Here is a 21,564-nt window from a genome sequence, read left to right as displayed (position 1 = left end):
TTAAACTTTCTTCTTTGAAATCAGATAAATACCCGTTAACACCAATCCGGTTCCTGCCAGCTGAATACCCGTAATCGGTTCATCCAATATGAGCGCGCCCAAAAACAAGGTTGAAACCGGCCCGACCATGCCGGCTTGCGCCGAAGTCGCGGCACCAATCCGTGCCACCGCAATCATCGTTAAAAATACCGGTAATACTGTACAAAAAACCGCATTAATCAAAGATAAGCCATACACAGCTGTCGGTTGCACGATCATGTAAGCCGGACGCAAAAGAAAAAATTGCACTACGCAAGCGACACAAGAAATACACATTGCATACGCCACCAATCGCAACGCACCGACACGGCTCACCAATTCACCCGACAATAAAAGATAGAACGAATACGTAATCGCTGCGCCTAGCACTAGTGCACTGCCCAATCCGATATCAGGCCCGCCCAGTCGCACGTCATGTATAAATACCAAAACGGTGCCCAAATAAGAAAGCCCTAAAGCTCCCCATTCAAGCAACGTAACGCGTCGCTGGTAAAAGAAAAACGACAGCAATAAAACAAACGACGGCGTCAAAAACAAAATCAACCGCTCCAACCCCGCTGATATATATTGCAGACCCATAAAATCGAGAAAACTCGACAAGTAATATCCCACTAGACCCAATATCACGATACGAATACGGTCAATATTTGCCAGCGGTGGCGCGGACCGGGTTTTCCATATTGCAACCACTGCAAACAAAGGAAACGCGAATAGCATACGAAACATAATTAACGTCACGGCGTCAACATCGTACCGATAAATCAACTTTGCCACGATTGCTTTGGCAGAAAAAAGAACAGCCCCGATAATGCCAATTGCCAAGCCACTAAGGTAAATCTTGCGGTCGACTGACTGCAACGGTAAAGATGTCATATTAGGATTGTAAATGGTATAAAAAAATTGCGTTTTGATAGCGTGATTTAAGCAGAGTCGTCTACACAAAGCAGGTATCGACGGAAGGTAAAGGCCCCATGTCAGGCCCGCATTCCTGTTCGATTGAAACGGAGCTATTGACGACGCAGATCAATAGCTACAACACAAATAACCACGCGATCAATGCTATCTTCGGCCCAAGCGACACAGAAGGAGCGTGGAGCGAATATTTAATTTATCGCCTGCGAGCAAAAACTGTCAATTTCTGCGAGGCAGTAGTCTCCGGCCAGCACAGAATGCGATCGATTACTTTCCTTTAAAAATCGATCCGAGAACGCCACGAATAATTTGCCGCCCTAACTGCGAACCCATTGTTCTAGCAGCCGATTTCACAACGGTTTCGACCAACGTATCCCGGCTACCAGAACCGGTTTTGCCACCCAACATACCGCCTAATGCGTCAGTCCACGAACCGCCAGTAGCGGGAATAGTTGAAGGCACAGTGACGTCAGCGCCACCCGTTGAAGTCGCTGCGGTACGACCTTTCAATTTTTCATATGCAGACTCCCGATCAACCGCGGTGTCGTACACACCAGCGACGATTGATCCGGCAATCAACTGCTGACGCTCCTCTTGCGAAATCGGCCCGATTTGCGATGCTGGCGGCAGAATATACGCACGCTCAACAATGGTCGGTCGGCCTTTTTCGTCCAGGAAAGAAACTAACGCCTCGCCAACACCAAGTTCACTAATGACCTGCGACGTATTTAAACTGGGGTTAGCGCGGAATGTGTCCGCTGCGGCTTGCACCGCTTTTTGATCCCGCGGCGTATAAGCGCGTAAGGCATGCTGTACACGATTACCTAATTGACCGAGCACCGTATCCGGTATATCCAGAGGATTTTGTGTCACAAAGTAGACACCCACTCCTTTTGAGCGAATCAAACGCACCACTTGTTCAATTTTCTGTAGCAATGGTTTAGGCGCTTCGGCAAACAGTAAATGTGCCTCATCAAAGAAAAACACCAACTTTGGCTTATCCAGATCGCCCACTTCAGGAAGTTGCTCGTACAATTCTGAAAGCAGCCACAACAAAAAAGTTGAATACAGACGCGGCGATTGCATGAGTTTATCAGCAGCTAAAATATTCACGATCCCTTTGCCATCGCCGTTAGTCTGCAACAAATCGTCGATATTCAGCATCGGTTCACCGAAGAAATTATCTCCGCCCTGCTCTTCAATACCAATCAATCCGCGCTGAATGGCACCGATACTGGCCGCCGAGATATTGCCGTATTCGGTTTTAAAATCAGGCGCGTTGTCACCGACATACCGCAACATCGCCCGCAAATCCTTCGTATCGAGCAATAACAGGCCATTGTCATCGGCAATCTTAAATACCAGTTGCAAGACACCTTGCTGAGTGTCGTTAAGATTGAGCATGCGGGCTAACAAAAGTGGCCCAAGATCGGAAATAGTGGCCCGGATCGGATGACCTTGCTCTCCGAAGACATCCCAAAACGTCACCGGGGCAGCGGCCCATTGCGGTTCATCCATGCCAAGTGCTGCCAAACGTTCCTTCAATTTTGCCGATTGCGTCCCTGCTTTGGCGATTCCAGACAAGTCACCTTTGACGTCAGCCATAAAAACCGGCACTCCGATATCCGATAGCGCCTGCGCGAACACCTTCAGCGTCACCGTCTTGCCCGTGCCGGTAGCGCCTGTGATGCAGCCATGGCGATTCACCAGAGCAGGTAACAAAGCAAGGTCGTGCTGGGTATTTTTAGCAATCAGAAGGGGATTGAGCATAATTTTGTTTGGTCTGAGCGACGGTAAAGTCGATTTTTGAGAGGGTGCACTATGATAAAATGCTGCTTTGATTATAGCTAACTACAGCAAGAAAGAACCATCATGGCGGGACACAGTAAATGGGCCAATATCAAGCATAAAAAGGCAGCCACCGATGCCAAACGCGGCAAAGTGTGGACCCGCTTGATCAAAGAGATCACCGTCGCAGCCCGGATGGGCGGTAGCGACCCAGACACCAATCCGCGATTACGCCTCGCAGTCGACAAAGCAGGCGACGCCAATATGCCCAAGGATAACGTAGTCCGCGCAACTCAGCGCGGTGCGGGTGAACTGGATGGTGTCAACTACGAAGAAGTCCGCTATGAAGGCTATGGCATTAATGGCGCCGCCATCATCGTAGAGTGCATGACTGACAACAAAATTCGCACCGTGGCTGAAGTCCGTCATGCGTTCTTGAAAAACGGTGGCAATATGGGCACTGAAGGCTCAGTCGCCTTTATGTTTAAACATTGCGGTCAATTCCTATTTGCGCCCGGTACCAACGAAGATGCGTTGATGGAGGCCGCTCTGGAAGCGGGCGCTGACGACGTTATTACCGATGAAGAAGGCGGAATCGAAGTATTGTGCGCACCGTTTGAGTTCTCGGTAGTGAAGTCGGCGCTTGAAAAAGCAGGCTTTAAAGCAGAAATGGCCGAAATCATCATGAAGCCAGCGACTGAAACAATGTTCGCGGGTGAAGATGCAGTCAAAATGCAAAAATTGCTGGATGCGCTGGAAAATCTGGACGACGTTCAGGAAGTTTTCAGCAACGCCATTATTGAAGATCATTGATAGCATGCTTAGGTGCTTAGGCTTATGTAATTAAATGGCATCAAGTTGATTTAAATTTAATGAAATTTAATGAAATTAAATTTATTTATTTATTTATTTATTTATTTATTTAAATCAACTTATTTTCATAAACCTTTCTGCCATCTCTTTTTGGCAACTATTGATAGCACTATTTGCAGGCATCTGACCGCGCTCTTATCGGCGGCATAGTCAGCAACAAATGCGTAAAACCGGACATCTTATGAAAATTCTCGTCGTTGGCTCTGGTGGCCGTGAACATGCACTAGCGTGGAAAATCGCCCAATCGCCCCGTATCCAAACCGTCTTTATTGCGCCCGGTAACGGGGGTACTGCACTCGATTCACGCCTGCAAAACGTCGACATTACCGATTATTCAGCACTGGCAGACTTTGTTGAAAAAGAGCGCATCGCCCTCACCGTCGTTGGCCCTGAAACACCGTTAGCTGGCGGAATCGTGAACGTATTCCGGGACCGTGGCCTCAAAATTTTTGGCCCGACCAAAGAAGCGGCGCAACTGGAAAGTTCCAAGGATTTTGCTAAAGCCTTCATGCAGCGCCACAAGATCCCCACAGCAGATTATCAAACGTTCACCGACGTCGAAGCCGCGCATCGCTATCTTGACCAAAAGGGTGCGCCAATTGTCATCAAGGCTGACGGACTTGCTGCAGGTAAAGGCGTGGTCGTTGCGATGACACCAGAGGAAGCGCATGCGGCAGTAGATATGATGCTGGCTGACAACAAATTCGGTACCGCCGGATCAAGCGTTGTCATCGAAGACTTTCTGACCGGCGAAGAAGCCAGTTTCATCGTCATGGTCGATGGCAGAAATATTCTTGCCCTTGCCACTAGCCAGGATCACAAACGCTTAAAAGATGACGATCAGGGACCGAACACCGGCGGCATGGGCGCTTATTCCCCTGCACCGATCGTCACCCCCGCGGTGCATGCGCGCGTCATGCGCGACATCATTACACCGACCATCCAAGGCATGGCGAAAGAAGGCAATCCTTTTACCGGCTTTCTATACGCTGGCTTGATGATTGACGACAAGGGCAACCCAAAGACCATCGAATTCAATTGCCGTATGGGCGATCCCGAGACGCAACCGATTATGGCGCGCCTGAAAACCGATTTGCTGATGGTGATGGAACACGCCGTCAACAACACGCTCGATACCATCGAACTGGAATGGGACCGCCGCACCGCGTTAGGTGTCGTTATGGCTGCCGCTGGTTATCCTGACGCGCCGCGCAACGACGATCTGATTTCTGGTATTCCCCCTGAGACTGCGGACGCCATCACTTTTCATGCTGGCACGACACTGAACGGGACGCGACTAACCACCTCCGGCGGACGCGTCCTATGCGTTGTTGGCCTAGGCGACAGCGTCAAAGTAGCGCAAAAGCACGCTTATAACATCGTCGACATCATTCATTTTAGCGGTGCGCAATTTCGTCGTGACATTGGCTGGCGTGCGATAAAACGGCCTGGATAAGTCGCCTTGGCTGCGTCAATTTGCGTTAAAAATCTTGCTATCAATAAACGATAACTAGATGCTTTTACAATGTTCCCCGCAATGAACGCCAAACCGAGGTATCAAAAGCAACTAAATGTTTCCTAGGTAATAATGATTCGTTGTACCTTAAAACGGCAAAGTGGCGATTTCGCCAGAATCAATACTGAGGGCTATTAATAATGTGTATTACTAACCCAAATCCACATTAATTAAAAGTTGGTAATCAACCGTCCTTTGCCATTCCGCTATCAAGGACCGCCTCGGCAAGGTACAATCCCTGCTATCCCGTGATTTATATGATCCGCGCACACTGATGCGCGATTTTTTTGCAATTTGTGCATTCTTTGTCCTTTAACGTAATGACATCAAATATCCCGTCCGCAACGGCGGTCAAATCCTACTTGCTGGATCTGCAGACGCGCATTGTGGCTGCCATGGAGCATATCGACGGACAACCCTTCGGTATCGATAGTTGGGATCGCCCGGAAGGCGGCGGCGGTATTTCACGCATTATCGAAGAAGGTAATGTGTTTGAGCGCGGCGGCGTCGGCTTTTCCCATGTGATGGGGAAAACCCTCCCACCATCTGCCTCTGCCAGTCGACCTGAACTTGCTGGACGTCAATGGGAAGCGATGGGCGTGTCACTAGTCATGCATCCGCGTAATCCCCATGCACCAACCGTGCATATGAATGTACGATTTTTTACCGCTACAGCAGAAGGCAAAGAGCCGATCTGGTGGTTTGGTGGCGGCCTGGACTTGACGCCGTATTATGGCTCGGAAGAGGACACCCGCCACTTTCATCGTACTTGCCGTGACGCATTGACGCCATTCGATACTGATGCAGATAAAAATACCGATCAGGCTTTATATCCCCGCTTCAAGAAATGGTGCGATGAGTATTTTTATTTGAAACATCGTCAGGAGCCGCGCGGCGTGGGCGGCATTTTCTTTGACGATTTCAATCAGCTTGGCTTCGACCAAAGCTTCGCCATGATGCAAAGTGTCGGCAATGCCTTCATCCCCGCGTATGGTGCGATTTTGAGTAATAACAAAGAAATACCATTTACCGAACAACAACGCGATTTTCAAGCATATCGTCGTGGACGGTATGTTGAATTCAATCTAGTGTATGATCGCGGCACTTTGTTCGGCTTGCAATCCGGTGGTCGTACCGAGTCGATCCTGATGTCGATGCCACCAGTGGTCAAATGGCGCTATAACTGGCAACCAACCGCAGGAAGCCCGGAAGCACGGCTATATTCGGATTTCCTGATTCATCGAGACTGGCTCTGACATGCGTGCTGATCAACATCCACGTTGTTGCGTCGCTGTTTTAGGCGGTAGTTTTGATCCGGTTCATGACGGTCACGTGGCTCTGGCCCGTTACTTTGTCACCTTGCTATCACCAGATCTCTTGCGCGTGATTCCAACAGGTAATCCCTGGCAAAAGCACGGTTTGGAAGCAAGTGCCGCGGATCGGGTAGAAATGGTACGACGCGCTTTTAGCGACCAGGCCGTCAAGGTCGTCATCGATCAGCAGGAAATCGAGCGCCAAACGGCGACTTTCACTATTGATACGCTGCAATCGTTACGGGCTGAACTGGGTCCGGAGGCGTCCATTATCTTTTTAATGGGTGCTGACCAGTTACAACATCTGAATACTTGGCAGGGTTGGGACAAACTGTTCAATTATGCGCATCTGGGAGTAGCGTCCCGGCCCGGCTTTGCGCTGGATGCATCACAGGTACCGCCCGAGGTCACGCGCGAATTTACGCGCCGCGCAGCGACCCCCGAGCAGATTCGCCAGAGTCCGCACGGGTTGACTTATCTGGCGGAAAACCTATTTGTAGACATATCAGCAACAAAAATTCGTGCTGCATTGCACTCTGGAAAAAGACCAGACTCGCTGATCCCGGCGGTAGTGCTAGACTATATTGAACAACACCATCTTTATAAGAATTAAATGGAAATCAAAAAACTGCAAGGCCTCGTCATTGACGCTCTAGAAGACGTCAAAGCGCAAGAAATCCGCGTATTTGATACATCCCATCTGACCAGCTTGTTTGATCGCATCGTGGTCGCGTCCGGCACCTCCAATCGTCAGACCAAAGCACTTGCTGCATCGGTCCGCGACAAGGTCAAAGAAAACGGCGGCAATATTTTAAGCGTCGAAGGCGAAGGTACCGGAGAATGGGTATTGGTCGATTTGGGTGATATGGTCGTGCATATCATGCAACCGGCGATTCGCGCTTATTATCGTCTGGAAGAAATCTGGGGCGAAAAAGAAGTCAAAATGGGCGCTGCCAAACGTGTTTCTCAACGCACGGCACCGGACGCTGAAGAAGGTGCTGCCGCGAAGAAAGTGTCGCGTCATCTGACCACGTCACAAGCGTTGGCACCAGAAGTCGATGCACCGAAAAAAGCACCTGCACGCAAAAAACCGGTAAAAAGCGATCCTAAACAAGCGGTCGGCAAAACCATCAAAGTAAAGTCATCGAAAAGCGTCACTACCAAAAATGCTGCGCATAAAGCCGCCACTGTGCCAAGGAAAGCGCCAGTAAGAAAAGCGCCGACGACAGCGCGTGCGCCAGCTAAACCAAAAGACGAAGCCTGAGTGTAGGTTAACGTGCAGCTCATCATCGCTGCGGTCGGCCACAAAATGCCGACCTGGATTGAGACCGGATTCGGCGAGTATGCAAAGCGCATGCCGCCGGATTGCCGGATCGTCCTCAAAGAAATCAAACCGGTTGATCGCTCCAGCAGCAAGACGGCGGAAACTGCCATAGCGCTTGAGCGTGGTCGCATAGAAGCTGTCTTGCCCAAAGGTGTTCGCATCGTCGCTCTGGATGAGCACGGCAAAGACCTGACCTCGGTGCAACTATCGCAGCATTTGATCCAATGGCAACAAGATGGCCGCGACGTCGCATTTATTATCGGCGGCGCCGACGGTCTTGATCCTGCTTTTAAAGCAAAGGCGGACACGCTGCTGCGTATCTCCAGTTTAACGCTACCGCATGGCATGGTACGGGTGCTTTTGGCGGAACAGCTTTATCGGGCCTGGTCAATTACCCAAAATCATCCTTATCACAGGATTTAGTGCGCCGGATATCACGGATATCAATCCGGCGAGTATGAGTTCGACCAAAAATGAGGTAAATTAGGTTACCTGAATTAACAGGTTATTTAGGAAGAATGCTACTGCCCAAATAATGAAAATCTGGAACCAAAAAATTTATCTTGCATCAAAAAGTCCCCGAAGACGTGAACTTTTACGTCAAATTGGTGTGGATTTTGAGCTACTCTTATTACGCGAAAACACCCCACGCGGACCAGATGTCAGTGAGGAAGTCCTTTCAAATGAGCAGCCAACCGCTTATGTAGAACGCGTTACCCTGGAAAAGGCCGCATTTGCTTTCCACACCATGCAGCAGCGTAAGTTGCCAATGAGGCCGCTCCTCGCCGCAGATACGACAGTCACCATTGATAATAAAATATTGGGCAAACCGGCCGATAACGCAGAAGCAGTAAATATGTTGCGACAATTGTCAGGCCGAACGCACCAGGTATTGACCAGCGTTGTTGTGGTGTATCAGCTGCAATCCTGGCAAATAACACAAACATCTGAAGTGGTTTTTCAAACCCTTAGCGATGAAATAATCCGAAGCTACTGCGCGACGGCAGAACCTTACGACAAAGCCGGGGCCTATGGTATCCAGGGATTTGCTGCCATGTTCATCAAACGTATCAATGGTAGTCATTCCGGCATTATGGGTTTACCCCTTTTTGAAACCGCTCAACTATTACAACAGGCAGGAATCGATATTTTATGAGCGAAGACATACTGGTTAACATTACCCCGCAAGAAACGCGTGTCGCGCTGATTTTTCAAGGCGCTGTGCAAGAATTACATATCGAACGCACCTTATCCCGCGGATTGGCCGGAAATGTCTATCTTGGCAAAGTCGTCCGCGTTTTACCCGGCATGCAATCCGCATTCATCGATATTGGATTGGAGCGAGCGGCCTTTTTGCATGTGGCCGATATATGGGAAGCCCGCGTGCGTGGAGTACCAGCAGCCGATGGACAGCCAACGATACCGATGCCGATTGAAAAGCTGTTATTCGACGGACAACCGTTGATGGTACAGGTTGTTAAAGACCCTATCGGGACCAAGGGCGCACGATTATCCACCCAAATTTCCATCGCTGGCCGCATGCTGGTGTATCTGCCGCAAGATAATCACATTGGTATTTCTCAGCGCATCGAAAACGAAGCAGAACGCGAATTGTTGCGTACTAAAGTACAACAGTTGCTTCCACCCGAGGAGAAAGGCGGCTTCATCATTCGCACCATGGCTGAAGATGCGTCCGACACCGATCTGCAAATGGATATTGAATACCTGCGTAAAACCTGGTCTTCGATCACACAGCTGGCAAAAAGCCGTCCGGCACCGACGCTACTGCATCAAGATTTAAGTCTGGCGCAACGCGTGCTGCGTGACTTTGTCGACGATAAAACGACCAGTATTCAGGTCGACTCGCGCGAGAATTTTATCAAGCTGCAAGAATTTGCCAGTACCTACACGCCGTCCGTCAATGCGCGCTTAATCCACTACACAGGCGAAAGACCATTATTTGACTTGTACGGTGTTGAAGAAGAGATTCTGAATGCATTGAGTCGTCGTGTGCCGCTTAAATCTGGTGGTTACCTGATCGTCGATCAGACCGAGGCAATGACCACGATTGATGTCAATACTGGCAGCTTCGTCAATGGTCGCAATTTTGACGACACCATTTTTAAAACCAATCTGGAAGCCGCCCACGCCATCGCCCGCCAGCTCAGGTTGCGTAACCTTGGTGGCATCATCATCCTCGACTTTATCGACATGGAAAATGTCGAGCATAAGATAGCAGTATTGTCCGAACTCAACAAAGCCTTATTGCGTGATCGGACCAAGAAATCGGTATCCGATTTTTCGGCGCTGGGCTTAGTCGAGATGACGCGCAAACGCACGCGTGAATCGTTGGCACATATTCTGTGCGAAACCTGCTCGGTATGTAATGGCAAAGGACAAGTCAAAACCGCCCGCACGCTGTGTTACGAAATTTTGCGAGAGGTGTTGCGCGAAGCAAAACAATTCAACCCGCGTGAATTTCGCATTCTGGCATCGCAAGCGGTAGTTGACATGTTCTTAGAGGAGGAGTCACAACATCTCGCCATGCTCGGCGATTTCATCTCTAAACCGATTTCATTGCAAGTCGAAACGGTTTATCCGCAAGAGCAGTACGACATTATTTTGATGTAGGCTTCCAGGACAGTCCAATGCATGCATCTTTAAACGCTATTTCTCAGTCATCTGAAAAAAATCCATCGCGCTCCTTTCATATTGCGTTCTGTGTCGACGACCATTATTGCCGCAGCATGGGCGCAACAATCACGTCGATCATTGATAATAATCCGGGCGTTGACTTCACGTTTCACGTTTTTGCATTTGCGATTTCCGAAGATAACCGGCAACGTTTCAATCAGCTAACGACCAAGTACGGAGTCGCGACGCACATTCATATTATTGATCCGGTGATCTTTAAACCGTTTGCACATATCTCGCAATTTTCATATTATTCTCCAACCATCTTTACACGTCTGCTGATCCCTTCCACGTTGCAAGGAATCACGGATAAAGTCCTTTATTTGGATGCGGATATTTTATGCCTGGGAAGTATCGCTGAACTGATTCAAATGGATTTCGGAGATAGCGCAGCGATCGTGGTTCCTGACGCGGATGAAACTACGCGCAGACGCTGTGCTGCTTTACAGCTTTCATCGCAGCGCTATTTTAACTCCGGCGTAATGTACATGAATGTCGATGTCTGGATGTCACAACAGATCACCGAGAAAACAATTCTTTCGATTTTAGAAAATGGAAAAAATTACCGCTTCCCGGATCAAGATGCGCTCAATGTTGTACTTGAAGGAAAAATTACGTTTATCGAAAGAAAATGGAATTTTCTATACGACTTGATTCACGACCTGGAAAAAGACAAAAGACAAATGCGTGACATTGGCGAGATCGGTTTCATTCATTTTGCCGGCGCAGTCAAACCCTGGAACGATTGGTGTTTGCATGCATCGACCGACCTGTTTATCAAGTACCACAAGCTATCACCCTGGGCCGATATAGCCCTTGATCCCGAGCCGCGAAATTATAAAGAGATGCGCATGTTTTCGCGTTTCCTAATGAAGCGCGGTGAGGTCTTTAATAGCTTCAAGTGGTATATGAAATATCTTTCAGCGCGTTGAAAAAAAGAGAAGAAAGAAACAAAACCAGAACATAAATGTGCCACTCAACTTGTACTTAAATAGTACATACCTGATCCAAGATAATAGGCAAATAATCAGACTCTGTAAAAGTCAGAATCGCGGGGTCGCTTCTGACTTTTATCGCTGATACTGATATCAGTTTCCACATGACGTTTTTAATCGATTACAAATGGCAATAACAAGCGCACACATTTTAATATGCCGCACCGACAACATCGGTGATGTCATGCTAACGCTACCCATTGCGGCGCGTCTGAAGCAACAACATCCTTCGATCAAAATAAGTTTCCTTTGTCGAGCTTATGCAGCCCCGGTCGTCAGGCATTGCCGCAGTGTTGACGAGGTAGTCGAACTGGAGGACTTCTTATCCGATCCATCCGGGTATTTTGCACGTGCTGGTATCGATACCGTCATCATTGCACAACCGGTCAAGCAATTAGCACAACTAGCATTCAAAGCAAGAATTAAAAATCGTATTGGCAATGCCCGTCAAAAGTTGTACCAACTGTTATATTGCAATCGTCGGGTGCGGTTCAAAAAAGGTAATTCAGAACATCATGAAGCGCAATTCAACTTTGAATTTCTGCGCCCGTTTGGTCTTAAGACCATTCCCGAAATTGCTGAGATTGCGGCACTTTATGACTTCGACATTCCCGAGAACGAAGAGGTTAACGGTCTATTGGCGCAGCATCCGTTCAACCTGATTATTCATACAAAATCTAACGGACATGGTCGTGAATGGCCAATCGCACATTATGTGACGCTTGCCAAGCAACTTAGCGCGTACAAAGATATCCAGTTATGGCTAACCGGCAGCGCCACAGAAGGACAGTGGCTCGCAGAAAATGCGGGAGAATTATTGAGATTACCCAATGTGAGTAATGTTTGCGGCAGGTTCACACTTGATGTCTTCACCTCTTTCATCAAAGCGGCAGATGGTTTGATTGCCAGCGGCACAGGCCCGCTGCATATCTCTGCAGCTATTGGGCAGCGCACTCTCGGTTTATTTCCACCGATCCGACCGATGCATCCAGGAAGATGGGCACCGGTAGGGACGCACGCCCAAAGTTTGTGCATCCCAACCAATTGTGCCGGATGTAAAGATATTGACGCGGCCGAATGTGCTTGTATGCTAAAAATCTCTCCTGGTGCCGTCGCAAAGATAGTCCTGGAATGGCACAAGGAAGCGATCCCGGTCACTGCCTGACAGTCAAATCAATCAGGTATTGGGCGGCAAAACAGCGATCACCTGATCAACGGTAATCGCTCTCACCCAATCCCTACGATTGGGTGCGTTGACGACGATGCTATTTGCCTTATCAACCGGCGCCCACTCAGGATTTTTTTGGCGCATCAGCGCAATCACCGGCACGTGCACTGCATTGGCCAAATGCATCACAGCGGTTTCGACCGAGATAATTAAATCGCACTCTTGTAATATTGCTGGTAACTGGAAGAAATTTTCCTGCGCACTAAAAAGCTGAAACCGCTCTAGTTTTTGCTGTGCAAAAAATGCTTTGGCAGCGCTCATTTCCTCGGGTACGACGTTCACCACAAGATCAGTGTTACGCCAGCTGTCCTGCGCTCTTATTGCCAGGGCCAGTTCAACTACGCGCTCTAAGGGCCAACAACGTTTCTTGGTCTTTGCATACGGATTGATGAATACCAGCTTCGGTTCGATTTCGGTCTGGCCGCTCTCACGCACAAATCCCCAGTCGCGTAATTGTTGCTTTGCGTAATCGGTCCAACGCTCTGGAATCTGAACAAAAGGCAATCGCGAGGACGCGGAGGTATCAATACCAAACAAGCGCTTGAACCAGCCCGCGTAAATATCGCTGATGTGCAATCCTGGTGCCGATGCCTCGTCTGGATTAAGGGCCGCATCCAATTTTCGATACGCCAAATGTTTATGTACAGCAAACAGACTCGCCGACTTTTTCATGCCCACGACAAAACCTTGTGGACTGATTTCACGGGCAAGTGACGCATACATCGGCGGCCGTAACGTTGAAAGCGACACGACTACCGGATAAGCTTCTTGCTGGGCTTCTTTTATGGACTGCTGAAACAACGGCGGACTATAAGTCTGGTTATAGAGCTTGGTCACAAACGGACATGCGGCGACCCAATCGTACAACGCATACTTTTTTAAAAACACCCAACTCTCAGGTCGATTAGTCCGGCGAACTTCATCAATCCATATATGAATCTTGATGTGCGGATAGGCTTCTGCAAAGGACTGAAAACAGTTTTGCAAGTAAGTGAAATCGCCCAAAGCAAGATGAGCAATGAACAAAATTTTATCCGCTTTTTTTAATACATCGCTTGGAATCAGCTGTGTAACCATAAAATTTTGAACTCAAGTAAAAGGATTCAAGTACGTTAGCGCGATCGATGATCGATCAAAACCAGGTCGCCTAACTGTCGGCATTTATACCTCGACATTCACCACTTCATTGGAGAACTGCAGGCGATACAGGTTAGCGTAAGCACCCTGCTTTTCCAGCAATTCGTCATGCGTGCCAACTTCAACAATCCGCCCCGAAGAAAGCACCACAATGCGGCTGGCACGCTCAATAGTGGAGAGACGATGGGCAATCACAAACGTGGTTCTGCCTTCCATCAATTTATCTAATGCAGCTTGTACAGCGCGCTCGGACTCACTATCCAGCGCCGACGTCGCCTCATCCAAAATCAGGATTGGCGCATCTTTATAGATTGCCCGCGCCATTGCCAGCCGCTGGCGTTGGCCGCCTGATAAGCGTGAACCGTTATCTCCAACCTGTGTTTCCAGTCCATCAGGCAGGCTCGCGATCATATCGGTCAAGTAAGCGGCCTTTGCTGCAGCCTCAATACGACCGCGATCCGGCGTACTGTCGCCATAGGCAATATTTGCGGCAATCGTGTCGTCGAACAAGATAACATTTTGGCTTACCATCGCGATTTGCTCGCGCAAACTCGTCAGCGCAATATCTTCGATCGGTTCGCCATCCAGCAAAATTTGGCCTCCGGTCAGCGCATAAAAGCCGGGTATTAAATTCACAAGGGTAGATTTGCCACCACCCGACATCCCAACAAATGCAATCGTTTCGCCCGGTTCAACACTCAGATTAATGCCATCCAAAGCCCGCGCCTCTTGGCCAGGATAGGAAAAACTCACATCGACCAGATCGATCCTGCCACGCGCACGCTGATCAAGTTGCTTGCCATCGGAGCGCTCCACCTGACTATCGATGAGCGTAAATACCGCTTCTGCAGCCGCCATCCCACGTTGCAACGGCCCATTCACTTCTGCCAGTTGTTTGAGCGGCGCTAACAATGCAATCATCGCGGTGAAAAATGAGATGAATCCACCCACCGTGATCTGGTTATGGCTGGATTGCACCAATGCCATCATGATCATGACGGACATCGCGCAAGCGGTCATGATTTGGGTAACCGGAACAGTCGCCGCAAAGGTCGTTGTCAGCCGCATACTGAATTGTCGAAGATGATCAGCACTCGCTTCGAAACGTTTTTTTTCATAATCCTGTCCGCCGAAAATCTTGATGACTTGTTGTGCTCGCGTCGTTTCTTCAATTACTTGGGTCAGTTGCGCGTTAACGTTCAGGGCATCTTTATTCAGTTTCTTGAGGCGCTTTCCAGTGGTTCGCACCACAACCATCATCAACGGCATCAACACCAGCGCGACAATCGTCAGACTCCAGCTGATATACAACATGTACGCCAGTAAGCCGATAACTGTCAAAATACAACGCACGATAGACGTAAATAGTTTGCTAATCATGTCAATGATCTGCTGTACTTCAAACATAATCGAATTGATCACGCGTCCCACGGTATACGTGGCATGAAAATCAATCGGTACATTGAGCAAACGACTGAACATTTGACGCCGTAACGTATTAAGCACGCGCGTAGACACCCAGTTAGTCATGTAGGTCGTTAAGAATGTGGAGGCTCCGCGTGCAACAAACGCACCGACCACCGCCACCGGCACCATCCACAACGGGAACGAAGGCTTTTCGACAAACCCATGATCGAGTAAAACCTTAAAGATATACGCCACCAGCGGCTCGGTCGCGGCGGTGACAACCATTCCGAGGAAGGCCAACGCCAACCGTTTTTTGTAAGGACGATGGAATGTTGCCAGTCGCTTGAAATACGTTGAATACGATGGTGCAGTCATGGTTGAGTCAATTCAAGTTCTTTTTTTCGTTTAATGATACAGGCAAGAAATGTCGCCACACTCATTGTGTAAAATCCACCGAGGACGGTCCAAAAGAACATCAGATCGGTAAGGCCGTATATAAAAAATCCGAGGCAAAGCGTCACTCCCAACGCTGCTGCAGTCTTTATATCTTCATCAGAATGACGGATTTCGCGCAAAAAATAGTAGGCAGGCACGCAATAAATCGAGATGCTCGCCAGCAATCCAAATACGCCCAGAATCGCCATATTAAACAAAATTTCATTGTGCGAGTGCGCAAAAGCCGCCGCCGCCGGGCTCACTATTTTACGGGATACCAACTCATTGACATTGCTACTGTAATTCTCACGTCCTGTGCCAACGATCGGATGCTCTTTAAATAAGATCCATGCTGCATTCCATAGTTGCAGGCGAATGCCTACGGAAGTGTCAGCGTTTTGGCCGTCCGTGTAAAGAGTGACATCCTCTTTCACATCTTCCAGTCTGTTTTGGACGCTACTACTAAACGTCACTATGCCAACTAATATGCCCAGTGCGATTACCGCAATCGCCAGTTTATTCCGCAGTTGAATGTTGTTAAAAAACATGAATGCGACCACTAGAAAAAAGGGTATCGCGATCCAGCTTCCCCTAGTTTGCGCTAACCAGGTCACATATAAGCCAAGACAACACGCCAATACTTTTAAGGCAAATATAACTTTGTCACGACGATCATTCCAGCCGAAGGAAATTAACGCCATACTTCCTAACAAGAGTGCGATGTTAGAAAATGCAATGGTTGATAAAAACCCAATATTTCCGAAGCGATTTACGCCGGCGTCAGTTAACATATACGCTTTTATCATCGCCGCTACCACACCGACAACAAAAGCCCACTGCACATTCTTGAGATAGCGAAGTGGCACACTCAGTATCACCCAGAAAATAGGAGCAAATACGGCGAGCCTGATCGCCCGGTCATACTGCTTAAACTGAAAACTTCCTGAGACGAGTTGATTGATAAGTACAGCACAGAACAGCGAAGCCATAGCAAGATGAAGCGGCCAGTATTGCTTTAGCAATTGACTGAAACTTGCCCCCATCGGCTTGAACCGGCAAATCAAAGCAACAATGCTGGACAAGAAAAGCAAATATAAACCGGCGTTACCTGCATTATGCAAAACAATCGAGAGCGCAGGAAAAAACGTAATAACGAGAATTACCGGCCATTTCAAATAAGACAAAGTTCTTCTCCGAATATTTTTTTGTTGCGTTACTTAACTTCCGAGTCGCACGCCCGAAGTCGGGCTAATTATTGATAAAATTAAAAAATTGATGACTATTATTAAATAGTCATCAATCATCGGTCATTAATCATTAATTGTAACTATTTAGTATTCGACCAATACCGATTCCCGTCCCAACTTCTCAGCCAGAGAGCTTTGCAAACCATCGCTAGGCGAGACCCGCCATCCATCCCCAAACAATATCTCGCAGCCGACCCCGCCGCCGGTATAGCGGACAGTCAACGGCAAGCCAGCTTCAGAGCGATGCGAGGACAACATTGTTTTCAGTTCGCTGACGTCGATCTGTTGTTTGGATGCCGTCAACGACAAAACAAACTGCCGACCATAATGAATCCGTGCATTCGCGATATCCATTACTTTTTCTGCGGATACGCGTAAGCCACCATTAAAGCGATCTTCCGAGACTTTACCTTGTACGACCAAAAACTCATCCTCCTTGAAGAAGGCTTTATTCGGTTCGAATTGCTCGTTGTAGATGGTTACATCGACCGATGCGCTGCCATCATCTAATGTCACGATAACCATTTTTCCGCGCTGAGTCATTTGTGTTCGTAAGCCGGAAATAATGCCAGCCAGCGTCCGTGGATCGCGTGACGGCTCCAGATTACCTAAAGGCGTGCGCGCAAAGCGGCGGGCTTCTGGCGCATAAATATCAAATAAATGACCTGATAAATAGAAGCCAAGTGCCAACTTTTCTTCAGTGAGTTTTTGCCTATCAGTCCAAGGCATCGCTTTGACATACTCTGGCGGTTGTTCAAGATCACTATCATCGCCACCGAATAAACTGACCTGGTTTGCCGCTGCAAGTTTTTGATCAGCCGCCTCCATCGCCAGCGGCACCGATGCCAACAAAATGCCACGATCCACTTTAAAGCAATCGAATGCGCCAGCACGAATCAGGGATTCTATCGTGCGTCGGTTAATCTGACGTTTATCGACCCGCACACAAAAATCGAACAAATCCACAAAAGGTTTGACGTTTCGCGCTGCGACAATCGCCTCAATCGCGTTTTGACCAGAACCTTTAACCGCACCTAAACCGTAACGAATAAACGCCGCTTTTTTACCTGCCTCAGCTTCGGGCGTAAAGCGATATTCCGATAAATTAATGTCCGGTGGCAGTAAAGTCAATTTGCAGATATCAAGCGCGTCCGCCACCAGAATTTTTACTTTTTCGGTGTCATCCATCGCCAGCGACAAGTTAGCCGCCATGAAAGCTGCCGGATGATGCGCTTTTAAATAAGCGGTGTGATAAGACAATAACGCGTACGCAGCGGCATGTGATTTGTTAAAACCATACCCCGCAAATTTTTCCATCAAATCGAAAATTTCGTCGGCTTTGGCTTCGCTCAAACCATCCTTGGCGGCACCGTCGCGGAAGATTTGACGATGCTCGGCCATTTCTTCTGCTTTTTTCTTACCCATTGCGCGCCGCAGCAAATCCGCACCGCCGAGCGAGTAACCGCCGACGACCTGCGCCATCTGCATAACCTGCTCCTGATACACCATGATGCCGTAGGTTTCCGACAAAATCCCTTCGGTGCGTGGATCAGGATAATCAAAACGTTCGCCATGCTTACGTTTGCAGAAATCAGGAATCAGATCCATTGGACCGGGACGATAGAGTGCCACCAGCGCAATAATGTCTTCGAATCGATCCGGTCGCGCATCTTTCAGCATCCCTTGCATACCGCGGCTTTCGAGCTGGAATACGGCGACGGTTTTGGCGGCCGTCAGCAACTGATAAGAAGCACGGTCATTCAGCGGCAATTTTTCCAGACTAAAGTCAGCCATCGCTGGATCAAGCTGTTTGATGTAGCGCACTGCACGATCAAGAATCGTCAGCGTGGTCAAACCCAAAAAGTCGAACTTAACCAGTCCGACCGCTTCCACGTCGTCCTTGTCGTATTGCGACACCACACCGGCATCGCCACCTTGCGTGTAGAGCGGGCAGAAATCGGTCAACTTGCCCGGCGCAATCAGTACGCCACCCGCATGCATGCCGATGTTGCGGGCAATGCCCTCAACCTGCTGCGCCAGACTCAATAGCTGCTTGACCTCTTCTTCATTTTCCAGACGCTCGGCCAGCATCGGCTCTTCTTTAATAGCGTCCGCAATCGTCACGTGCTTACCGGGCTTGAACGGGATCAGTTTGGAAATACCGTCGCAGAAGTTGTAGCCAAAATCGAGAACGCGACCAACGTCGCGAATCGCACCTTTTGCGGCCATCGTCCCGAAAGTCGCAATTTGCGACACTGCATCCTTACCGTATAAATCCTTAACATGCTGGATAACACGGTCGCGGCCTTCCTGGCAAAAGTCGATATCGAAATCGGGCATAGAAACCCGTTCCGGGTTCAGAAACCGTTCGAACAGCAAGTTATATCGCAACGGATCAAGATCGGTAATTTGAAGTGAGTACGCCACCAGTGAACCAGCGCCAGAACCCCGGCCCGGCCCAACCGGCACACCATTCTCTTTAGCCCAGCGAATGAATTCGGCAACGATCAGAAAATAGCCGGGAAATCCCATCTTGACGATGGTATCGATCTCAAACTTCAACCGATCTTCATAACGCTGACGATTCTCTTCACGCTTTTCAGGGTCTGGATACAGATGCACCATGCGCATCGCGAGCCCATCTTTTGACTGCTCATCAAGGAAGTCACCAATCGACATACCTTCGGGCGTCGGAAAATCCGGGAGTTGCGGCTTGCCCAGTTGCAGCGACAAGTTACAACGCTTGGCGATCTCTACTGAGTTTTGCAATGCGGCCGGCATGTCAGCAAATAACGCCGCCATTTCGGCCTGGGTTTTAAAGCATTGCTGATCATTGAAACGTCGCACGCGCCGCGCATTTGCCAGCATTTCGCCCTCAGAAATACAAGTGCGTGCCTCGTGCGCAATGAATTCTTCTTTATCAAGAAATTGAATCGGATGCGTTGCTACCACCGGCAGTTGCAGTTCGGATGCCAGCGCAACCGCGTGGCGCACGTTCGCCTCCATATTCGGCTGATCAGCACGCTGCACTTCGATATAAAAACTATCGGGAAAAATACCCATCCAGTGCTGGACACAACGTTTAGCCGCTGCCAGATTACCGTTATCAATGGCGATACCGACATCACCAAAATGCGCTCCGGAAAGTGCGATCAGGCCGTTGCCACCCGATTGGTGCTGAAGGTCTTCCAGCCACTCGGAGCGAATTTCGGCGCGGCCGCGGTGTAGATTTTCTATCCATGCCTTGGACAGCAATTCACATAACTGTAAATAACCGACACGACTCTTCACCAGCAACAGTAAACGTGATGGTTTATCGCGTGCCTCGTTGTTGGTGATCCAGACGTCGCAGCCAATGATCGGCTTAACGCCTTTGCTGCGCGCAGCCTTATAAAACTTGACCATGCCAAACAGGTTGGCGAGATCGGAGATTCCTAATGCGGCTTGCTGATCGTCTGCAGCGGCTTTAATTACGTCATCGATGCGGACTAAGCCATCGACGATTGAATATTCGGAATGCAGGCGGAGATGGGTAAATTGCGGTGTCGTCATAGCCCGTATTTTACCCCGCCACCCGCTCTGAAGCGGCTTTCGCACAGCAAATCACGTTGAAAAGTCGCGCCGCGTTTATAATACTGTTAAATCAATGACTTACAGAAACTTCAAAGAACCTCAGAGAATCAAGCTTATGTCGTCCACACCTACTTACGTCAACATTGCAGCGTACAAATTTATCACTTTCGATGATACCGCAGAGAAGCGCGCGGAATTTCTGGCAACCTGTACTCAACTTCAGCTAAGAGGGACCATTCTGCTGAGTCCTGAGGGCATCAATATGTTTTTGGCGGGCTTCCGCGAACAAATTGATCAGTTTTTAGTCTGGCTACGGTCAGACCCGCGCTTCGCTGATGTCGAAGTAAAAGAAAGTTATTCAGAAAATCAGCCATTTACACGCATGCTGGTGAAGTTAAAGGCGGAAATCATTACGATGAAACACCCTTTGATTAAACCGGAGTTAGGGCGTGCGCCCTCTGTTGCGCCGAAAACACTCAAGCGCTGGCTGGACCAAGGCCACGATGACAATGGTCGTCCTGTGGTCATGGTCGATACGCGTAACGGTTTCGAGGTGGATGTCGGCACTTTCGAAAACACGGTCGATTATCGCATTGACAAGTTTAGTGAATTTCCGGAAGTCATTTCTGCCCACAAAGAAGCATTGATCGACAAAACTGTTGTTACCTTTTGCACCGGTGGTATCCGCTGCGAAAAAGCCGCTATTCATATGCAGGAGATTGGCTTTGACAGCGTCTATCAACTAGATGGCGGCATTCTTAAGTATTTCGAGGAATGCGGCGGCGCGCACTATAACGGTGATTGCTTTGTGTTCGACTACCGAACAGCGCTCAATCCTCAGCTTCAAGAAACAGCGGCTTCGCAATGCTTCATCTGCCGCACTGTCGTGACCCCCCGCGAACAACTATCGCCGGAATACATCATCGGCGTCTCTTGCCCGCATTGCGCCACCAATCGAATGAAAAAAATGTCGGCACAAGACACAACAGTGCCAAAAATCACGTCGACTCCATAAACGACATAGCCACTACGCACGTTGACAGACATAAAAGCTCATCATTGATTCGGATGGGCTTTTTTCTA

General features: G+C 48.9%; 17 protein-coding genes. 11 read left to right on the top strand and 6 right to left on the bottom strand.

Annotation, left to right across the window (positions count from 1 at the left end; all coding sequences use genetic code 11):
• The gene (locus RGU75_RS11910; protein WP_322236164.1) at positions 1-912 is read right to left on the bottom strand and encodes a DMT family transporter; all 912 of its coding nucleotides are present in this window, start codon (positions 910-912) and stop codon (positions 1-3) included.
• 306 nt (positions 913-1,218) lie between these two features.
• Positions 1,219-2,721 carry a DUF853 domain-containing protein gene (locus RGU75_RS11905; RefSeq protein WP_322236162.1) on the bottom strand — a complete coding sequence of 501 codons (1,503 nt, stop codon included), beginning with the start codon at positions 2,719-2,721 and terminating at the stop codon, positions 1,219-1,221.
• Between the two features lie 102 nt (positions 2,722-2,823).
• Here RGU75_RS11905 and RGU75_RS11900 point away from each other — a divergent pair, with 102 nt between their 5' ends.
• From RGU75_RS11900 to RGU75_RS11855, 10 genes are all read left to right on the top strand, one after another.
• The gene (locus RGU75_RS11900; RefSeq protein ID WP_322236160.1) at positions 2,824-3,552 is read left to right on the top strand and encodes a YebC/PmpR family DNA-binding transcriptional regulator; all 729 of its coding nucleotides are present in this window, start codon (positions 2,824-2,826) and stop codon (positions 3,550-3,552) included.
• A 241-nt stretch (positions 3,553-3,793) separates the two neighbouring features.
• Positions 3,794-5,068, top strand: a complete 1,275-nt coding sequence (purD, locus tag RGU75_RS11895; protein ID WP_322236158.1) for a phosphoribosylamine--glycine ligase — start codon at positions 3,794-3,796, stop codon at positions 5,066-5,068.
• Positions 5,069-5,448: 380 nt separating this feature from the next.
• A complete protein-coding gene (gene hemF / locus RGU75_RS11890; protein ID WP_322236156.1) occupies positions 5,449-6,384 on the top strand; it encodes an oxygen-dependent coproporphyrinogen oxidase in 936 nt (311 codons plus the stop codon).
• Between the two features lies 1 nt (position 6,385).
• On the top strand, positions 6,386-7,054 hold the full coding sequence (locus tag RGU75_RS11885; RefSeq protein WP_322236154.1) for a nicotinate-nucleotide adenylyltransferase: 669 nt from the start codon (positions 6,386-6,388) through the stop codon (positions 7,052-7,054).
• Positions 7,055-7,705, top strand: coding sequence for a ribosome silencing factor (gene rsfS, locus RGU75_RS11880; RefSeq protein WP_322236152.1), 651 nt, complete (start codon positions 7,055-7,057; stop codon positions 7,703-7,705).
• 12 nt (positions 7,706-7,717) lie between these two features.
• On the top strand, positions 7,718-8,188 hold the full coding sequence (rlmH, locus tag RGU75_RS11875; protein ID WP_322236150.1) for a 23S rRNA (pseudouridine(1915)-N(3))-methyltransferase RlmH: 471 nt from the start codon (positions 7,718-7,720) through the stop codon (positions 8,186-8,188).
• A 112-nt stretch (positions 8,189-8,300) separates the two neighbouring features.
• On the top strand, positions 8,301-8,921 hold the full coding sequence (locus RGU75_RS11870; protein WP_322236148.1) for a Maf family protein: 621 nt from the start codon (positions 8,301-8,303) through the stop codon (positions 8,919-8,921).
• Entirely contained in the window at positions 8,918-10,396 is a 1,479-nt protein-coding gene (rng, locus tag RGU75_RS11865) for a ribonuclease G (protein WP_322236146.1), read from the top strand. Before RGU75_RS11870 ends, rng begins: the two co-directional genes overlap by 4 nt.
• 17 nt (positions 10,397-10,413) lie before the next feature.
• Positions 10,414-11,391 (top strand): glycosyltransferase family 8 protein, encoded by a 978-nt coding sequence (locus tag RGU75_RS11860; RefSeq protein ID WP_322236143.1) that lies wholly within the window; start codon positions 10,414-10,416, stop codon positions 11,389-11,391.
• Between the two features lie 247 nt (positions 11,392-11,638).
• Entirely contained in the window at positions 11,639-12,619 is a 981-nt protein-coding gene (locus RGU75_RS11855) for a glycosyltransferase family 9 protein (RefSeq protein WP_322236141.1), read from the top strand.
• A 12-nt stretch (positions 12,620-12,631) separates the two neighbouring features.
• Here RGU75_RS11855 and RGU75_RS11850 read toward each other — a convergent pair whose 3' ends face one another.
• The 4 genes from RGU75_RS11850 to dnaE all read right to left on the bottom strand — a co-directional run bounded on the left by RGU75_RS11850 (position 12,632) and on the right by dnaE (position 20,460).
• A complete protein-coding gene (locus RGU75_RS11850) occupies positions 12,632-13,759 on the bottom strand; it encodes a glycosyltransferase family 9 protein (protein ID WP_322236140.1) in 1,128 nt (375 codons plus the stop codon).
• 84 nt (positions 13,760-13,843) lie between these two features.
• The gene (gene msbA, locus RGU75_RS11845; protein ID WP_322236139.1) at positions 13,844-15,601 is read right to left on the bottom strand and encodes a lipid A export permease/ATP-binding protein MsbA; all 1,758 of its coding nucleotides are present in this window, start codon (positions 15,599-15,601) and stop codon (positions 13,844-13,846) included.
• Positions 15,598-16,845, bottom strand: coding sequence for an O-antigen ligase family protein (locus tag RGU75_RS11840; RefSeq protein ID WP_322236138.1), 1,248 nt, complete (start codon positions 16,843-16,845; stop codon positions 15,598-15,600). The genes msbA and RGU75_RS11840 overlap by 4 nt, the downstream gene beginning before the upstream one ends.
• 147 nt (positions 16,846-16,992) lie before the next feature.
• Entirely contained in the window at positions 16,993-20,460 is a 3,468-nt protein-coding gene (gene dnaE, locus RGU75_RS11835; RefSeq protein ID WP_322236137.1) for a DNA polymerase III subunit alpha, read from the bottom strand.
• A 136-nt stretch (positions 20,461-20,596) separates the two neighbouring features.
• Here dnaE and RGU75_RS11830 point away from each other — a divergent pair, with 136 nt between their 5' ends.
• Positions 20,597-21,496, top strand: coding sequence for a sulfurtransferase (locus RGU75_RS11830; protein ID WP_322236136.1), 900 nt, complete (start codon positions 20,597-20,599; stop codon positions 21,494-21,496).
• Positions 21,497-21,564 lie beyond the last annotated feature (68 nt).

This window comes from Glaciimonas sp. CA11.2, assembly GCF_034314045.1.
In the GTDB taxonomy this organism is placed as follows: Bacteria; Pseudomonadota; Gammaproteobacteria; order Burkholderiales; family Burkholderiaceae_D; genus Glaciimonas.
Note: the sequence above shows the minus strand (reverse complement) of the source record. Positions and strands in the feature narration are given on the sequence as shown.

Coding starts and splice junctions, on each gene's coding strand:
- rsfS (WP_322236152.1), top strand. CDS start 7,055: ATGGAAATCAAAAAACTGCAAGGCCTCGTCATTGACGCTCTAGAAGAC.
- RGU75_RS11830 (WP_322236136.1), top strand. CDS start 20,597: ATGTCGTCCACACCTACTTACGTCAACATTGCAGCGTACAAATTTATC.
- rng (WP_322236146.1), top strand. CDS start 8,918: ATGAGCGAAGACATACTGGTTAACATTACCCCGCAAGAAACGCGTGTC.
- RGU75_RS11910 (WP_322236164.1), bottom strand. CDS start 912: ATGACATCTTTACCGTTGCAGTCAGTCGACCGCAAGATTTACCTTAGT.
- hemF (WP_322236156.1), top strand. CDS start 5,449: ATGACATCAAATATCCCGTCCGCAACGGCGGTCAAATCCTACTTGCTG.
- msbA (WP_322236139.1), bottom strand. CDS start 15,601: ATGACTGCACCATCGTATTCAACGTATTTCAAGCGACTGGCAACATTC.
- dnaE (WP_322236137.1), bottom strand. CDS start 20,460: ATGACGACACCGCAATTTACCCATCTCCGCCTGCATTCCGAATATTCA.
- RGU75_RS11905 (WP_322236162.1), bottom strand. CDS start 2,721: ATGCTCAATCCCCTTCTGATTGCTAAAAATACCCAGCACGACCTTGCT.
- RGU75_RS11850 (WP_322236140.1), bottom strand. CDS start 13,759: ATGGTTACACAGCTGATTCCAAGCGATGTATTAAAAAAAGCGGATAAA.
- RGU75_RS11885 (WP_322236154.1), top strand. CDS start 6,386: ATGCGTGCTGATCAACATCCACGTTGTTGCGTCGCTGTTTTAGGCGGT.
- RGU75_RS11860 (WP_322236143.1), top strand. CDS start 10,414: ATGCATGCATCTTTAAACGCTATTTCTCAGTCATCTGAAAAAAATCCA.
- purD (WP_322236158.1), top strand. CDS start 3,794: ATGAAAATTCTCGTCGTTGGCTCTGGTGGCCGTGAACATGCACTAGCG.
- RGU75_RS11900 (WP_322236160.1), top strand. CDS start 2,824: ATGGCGGGACACAGTAAATGGGCCAATATCAAGCATAAAAAGGCAGCC.
- RGU75_RS11870 (WP_322236148.1), top strand. CDS start 8,301: ATGAAAATCTGGAACCAAAAAATTTATCTTGCATCAAAAAGTCCCCGA.
- RGU75_RS11855 (WP_322236141.1), top strand. CDS start 11,639: ATGCTAACGCTACCCATTGCGGCGCGTCTGAAGCAACAACATCCTTCG.